The organism is Pseudomonas sp. AP19, from assembly GCF_001728855.1.
Classification (GTDB): domain Bacteria; phylum Pseudomonadota; class Gammaproteobacteria; order Pseudomonadales; family Pseudomonadaceae; genus Aquipseudomonas; species Aquipseudomonas fluorescens.
The window spans coordinates 1-5,765 of record NZ_LXJP01000113.1; the positions used below are offsets into that span (position 1 = coordinate 1).

Here is a 5,765-nt window from a genome sequence, read left to right on the forward strand (position 1 = left end):
TCGAAGCCCGTCTGCGTGAGCAGGACAGCGTCGGTGAAACCGTGGTGGTGGCGCAGGAAGGGCCGACCGGCAAGCAACTGGTGGCGTATGTGGTGCCGACCGATCCGGCGCTGATCAACCAGGTCGAGTTCCGTGACACCTTGCGCCGCGCGCTCAAGGCCCGGCTGCCGGACTACATGGTGCCCACGCACTTCATGTTCCTGGCGCACATGCCGCTGACCCCCAACGGCAAACTCGACCGCAAAGGCTTGCCCGCGCCGGATGCGAGCCTGATGCAGCAACGCTATGTGGCACCTGAAACCGAACTGGAACAGCAAATTGCGGCGATCTGGGCCCAAGTGCTGCGCCTGCCGCAAGTGGGCCTGGATGACAACTTCTTCGAAGTCGGCGGCCACTCCTTGCTGGCGATCCAGATCACGTCGCGGGTCCAGGTCGAGTTGGGCCTGGAGGTGCCGCTGGTCGAAGTGTTCCAGACCGAGACGCTGCGTGCCTATGTCCAGGCCGCTGCCACTTTCCGTGCGGGCAGCGCGGAAGACTTTGATGATCTACGTGACTTTTTGAGCGAACTAGAGGCGATTTGAACCATGCTTTCCAACCCGAACATCGATCTGGTCTCGCGCTTTCTTCGCCTGCCGCTTGAACAACGCCAGCAGTTTTATCAGCGCCTGCAAGCGCGCGGCATGAGCTTCGCGCAATTGCCGATTGCCCCCACCCGGCATGATCTCGACACATTGCCATTGTCTTACGCCCAGGAACGCCAGTGGTTTCTTTGGCAGCTCGACCCGCACAGCGCCACCTATCACATTCCTGGGGCGCTACGCCTGCAAGGCCAGCTCGACCTCGCGGCGTTACAGCACAGTTTCGACCGTTTGCTGGCCCGCCACGAAAGCCTGCGTACCCGCTTGGTACAGGACGGTGAGCAGCTGTTGCAGGTGGTGATGCCTGAGGCCAGGGTCGACATCGTGCAGATGCAAACGGACGAACAGCAATTGATGGCGCAGGTGGAAGCGCAGGTTGCACGGCCGTTTGATCTGCTCCAGGCGCCGCTGTTGCGCGTGACACTGTTGCAGCTGGCCGACGATGAACATGTGCTGGTGATGGTTCAGCACCACATCATTTCCGATGGTTGGTCGATGCAGGTGATGGTTGACGAACTGGTGCAACTCTATGCGGCCTGCTGCGAGGGCCGCAGCCTGGCGTTGCCGGACTTGCCGATCCAGTACGCCGACTATGCCCTGTGGCAGCGCGGCTGGATGGAAGCAGGGGAGAAAGCCCGTCAGTTGGCGTACTGGCAAGCACTGCTGGGCGGCGAACAGCCCGTGCTGGAGTTGCCCCTCGACCACCCGCGACCGGCGCAACAAAGCCATCGCGGCAACAGCGTGCAGGTGCACCTGCAACCGGTACTGGTCAGCGGTATCAAGCGCCTTGCGCAGCAAGAGGGCGCCACCCCGTTCATGTTGCTCCTGGCCGCGTTCCAGAGCTTGCTCTATCGCTACAGCGGGCAATCGGACATCCGTGTCGGCGTGCCGAATGCCAACCGAAACCGTGTCGAAACCGAGCGGCTGATTGGCTTTTTCGTCAACACCCAGGTGCTCAAGGCTGACCTTGACGGGCAGATGACCTTCGTCGAACTGTTGCAGCAAACCAAGCGGCGCTCGCTGGAGGCCCAGGCGCACCAGGACCTGCCGTTCGAGCAATTGGTGGTGGCACTGCAGCCCGAGCGCAGCCTGAGCCACAACCCGTTGTTCCAGGTGATGTTCAATCACCAGACCGACGCCCAGGGCGGACGCGAAGGGCAGCAATTACCCGGCTTGCGCGTTTCGGAGCTGGATTGGGACAACCAGACCACGCACTTCGACCTGAGCCTGGACACCCATGAATCCCCGGAAGGTATTTGGGCCGCGCTGACCTACGCCACTGACCTGTTCGACGCCGCGACGATAGAGCGTTTGGCGCAGCATTGGCAGAACGTGCTGCAAGCAGTGGTGAGCGCACCGCACAGCCGTCTCAGCGACCTGCCGATGCTGAGCACAACCGAACACACGGTGATTCGCCAGGAATGGAACGCCCCGGCGACCGGCGTCGACCTGCACGCGGTGCATCAGCTGTTCGAAGCTCAGGCCCAGCGGCATCCGCAACGCCAGGCGTTGGCCATGAATGAGCAGGCCATCAGCTATGGCGAGTTGAATCGCCAGGCCAACCGTCTGGCCCATTACCTGATCGCCCAGGGCGTAGGCCCGGAGGTGCTGGTCGGCATTGCCGTGGAGCGCTCGTTGGCCATGGTGGTGAGCCTGCTGGCGGTGCTCAAGGCGGGCGGCGCGTATGTGCCGCTCGACCCGCAATACCCGCGTGAACGCTTGGTGCACATGCTCGAAGACAGTGGCTTACAGCGGGTGTTGACCCAGTCGTCCCTGCGTGAGCGTTTGCCGTTGCCTGAGCACGTAGTGGCCCTGGACATTGATCTGGCCGATGCGCAACTGGCGCAGTGTGCCGAACACAATCCCGGGCTCGACTTCGAACCGCGCAGCCTGGCTTACGTCATTTACACCTCGGGTTCTACCGGTAAACCCAAGGGCGTGGCGATCAACCATGCGGCTTTGAGTGAGTTTGCGAGCATCGCTGCGGGCTACTCGGGCCTGACCCCGGATGATCGGGTGTTGCAGTTTGCGACCCTGAACTTCGACGGTTTCGTCGAGCAGTTGTACCCGGCGCTGACTGTCGGCGCCAGCGTGGTCCTGCGTGGCCCGCAGCTGTGGGACGGGGCCGAACTGTACCAGCAGATTATCGCCCAGGGCATCACCTTGGCCGACTTGCCGACGGCCTACTGGAAACTCTTCTTGCAGGATTGCCTGGCGGCCGGCCCACGTGCCTACGGTGCACTGCGCCAGGTGCATATCGGCGGCGAAGCCATGCCGCTGGATGGCCCGACGTTGTGGCGTCGCGCGGGGCTCGGCCATGTACGCCTGCTCAATACCTACGGGCCTACCGAGGCGACGGTGGTGTCCAGCGTGCTGGACTGCAGCGACGACGCGACGGTGATCGGTGCCAGCGCCAGCCCTATCGGCCGCGCGCTGCCGGGGCGTGCGCTGTATGTGCTCGACCGCGATTTGAATCTGCTGCCGGTCGGTGCCGTGGGTGAACTGTATATCGCCAGTGAAAGTGGTCTGGCGCGAGCCTATCTGCAGCGACCTGCGCTGACCGCCGAACGTTTTGTCGCCGACCCTTTCGGCTGCGCGGGCGAGCGCCTGTACCGCACCGGTGACCTGGCCCGCTGTCGCGCCGATGGGGTCATCGAGTATGTCGGGCGCGTCGATCACCAGGTGAAAATCCGTGGTTTCCGCATCGAGCTGGGTGAGATCGAGGCGTTGCTGTTGTCCCAGGCAGGCGTGCGTGAAACGCTGCTGCTGGCCGCTGACAACCAGTTGCTGGCTTACGTGGTCCCCACGCAAGCGCTGTCCGCGCCAGCGCAGCGGGTTGCCGGTGAACAGCTCAAGGCCAGCCTGCGCGAGCAATTGCCGGATTACATGGTGCCGACGCACCTGATCTTCCTCGCGCGCATGCCGTTGAACCCCAATGGGAAGCTCGACCGCCACGCGCTGCCCAAACCGGATGCCGCGTCGGTGCACACCGATTGGCAAGCGCCTGTAACGGCCTTGCAACAACAGGTTGCCGCGATCTGGGCCGATATCCTCGGCACTGAGCGTGTGGGCCTGACTCAGCACTTTTTCGAGCTGGGTGGGCATTCCCTGCTCGCCATGCAGGTGGTCTCGCGCATACGCCAGGCGCTTGACCTCGAAGTGCCACTCAAGACGCTGTTTGAGCAGCCGCGCCTGGATGGCTTTGTCGCGGCCATTGAAGCCCATTCGCCGACTGCGCCCACGGCTCCCGCGCTGCTGCCGGTGGGGCGTGACCAGCCGTTGCCGTTGTCGTATGCGCAGGAGCGCCAATGGTTCCTTTGGCAGTTGGAGCCGCAAAGCGCCGCGTATCACATACCGAGTGCCTTGCGCTTGAAAGGGCGGTTGGACACGGCGGCGTTGCAGCGCAGTTTCGATACATTGCTGGCCCGTCACGAAAGCCTGCGTACCCATGTGCGCCAGACGCACACGGGCGCCGTGCAGGTGATTGACCCGCTGGCGTCATTGCCGATGGTGCGTGCCGATGTCGAGGAAGCCCACCTCAAGGCGCGCGTCGAAGCTGAAATCGCCCAGCCGTTTGACCTGCAACAGGGGCCGTTGCTGCGTGTGACCCTGTTGCGTCTGGCGGATGACGAGCATGTGCTGGTGCTGGTTCAGCATCACATCGTGTCCGATGGTTGGTCGATGCAGTTGGTGGTGCAAGAGTTGGTGCAGCTTTACGCCGCTTACAGCCAGGGGCAGGGCGTGCAATTGCCGGAACTGCCGATCCAGTACGCCGACTACGCGGTGTGGCAACGCAACTGGATGGACGCGGGCGAGAAAGCCCGTCAGCTGGCGTATTGGCGCGAGGTGCTGGGCGGTGAGCAGAGCGTGCTGGAGTTGCCATTCGACCACCCACGCCCAGCGGTGCAGAGCCACCGTGGCGCGCGTTTGCCTATCGAGCTGGCACCGCCACTGGCCCGCGACCTCAAGGCGCTGGCCCAGCAACAAGGCGTGACGCTATTCATGCTGTTGCTGGCATCGTTCCAGACCTTGCTGCACCGCTACAGTGGCCAGGAAGAGATCCGCGTCGGCGTGCCGATTGCCAACCGCAATCGCAGCGAGACCGAGCGCCTGATCGGCTTTTTCGTTAACACCCAGGTGCTCAAGGCTGACCTGCATGGCCAGATGAGCGTCGCGCAGTTGCTGCAACACACGCGCCAGCGCGCCCTGGATGCGCAGGCTCACCAGGACCTGCCGTTCGAGCAATTGGTGGAAGCGCTGCAACCGGAGCGCAGCCTGAGCCACAACCCGTTGTTCCAAGTGATGTTCAACCACCAGACCGATGTGGGCCAGGCCCAGGTTCAGCAGCAACTGGCGCAATTGCGGGTCGAAGGGCTGGACTGGGAGAGCAAGACCGCGCATTTCGACCTGGACCTGGATATTCAGGAATCCACCGAGGGCATCTGGGCCACCTTCGGGTATGCCCAGGACCTGTTTGAAGCCGACACTGTGCGCCGTATGGCCCGGCATTGGCAGAACCTGCTGCAGGGCATGGTTGCCAACCCGCAGCAAACCCTCAGCCAATTGCCGCTGCTGGACACCGCAGAGCAGCAACAGATTCTGCAGCTGTGGAATTGCACCGATTCGGGTTACTCGGCCAAGCGCCTGGTGCACGAATTGGTCGCCGACCGTGCCCGGGAAAACCCGAATGCAGTGGCGGTAAAATTCGCTGCGCAAACGCTGACCTACGGGGAACTCGATGGCCAGGCCAATCGCCTGGCGCATGCGCTGATCGCCCGTGGCGTGGGCCCGGAAGTGCGCGTGGCCATCGCCATGCCGCGCAGTGCCGAGATCATGGTGGCGTTCCTCGCGGTGATGAAATCTGGTGGCGTGTATGTGCCGCTGGACGTGGAATACCCGCGTGATCGCTTGCTGTACATGATGCAGGACAGCCGCGCCAAGCTGTTGCTGACCCACTCGGCGGTGCAGCAGCGGCTGCCGATTCCGCAAGGCCTGGCAGTGCTTGCGGTTGATCAGGCCGAGGCCTGGGCCACGGTTGACGACACCGATCCACAGGTCGCACTCGACGGCGACAACCTCGCCTACGTGATCTACACCTCCGGCTCCACCGGCCTGCCCAAGGGCGTT

2 protein-coding genes are annotated in these 5,765 nt (G+C 63.3%); both read left to right on the forward strand.

Annotated elements, in window-relative coordinates:
- The coding region (locus tag A7D21_RS33610) for a phosphopantetheine-binding protein (protein WP_256556953.1) at window positions 1-581 on the forward strand (581 nt) is incomplete at its 5' end.
- Window positions 582-584: 3 nt separating this feature from the next.
- A partial coding sequence (locus A7D21_RS33615; protein ID WP_141718321.1) for a non-ribosomal peptide synthetase occupies window positions 585-5,765 on the forward strand: 5,181 nt, incomplete at its 3' end.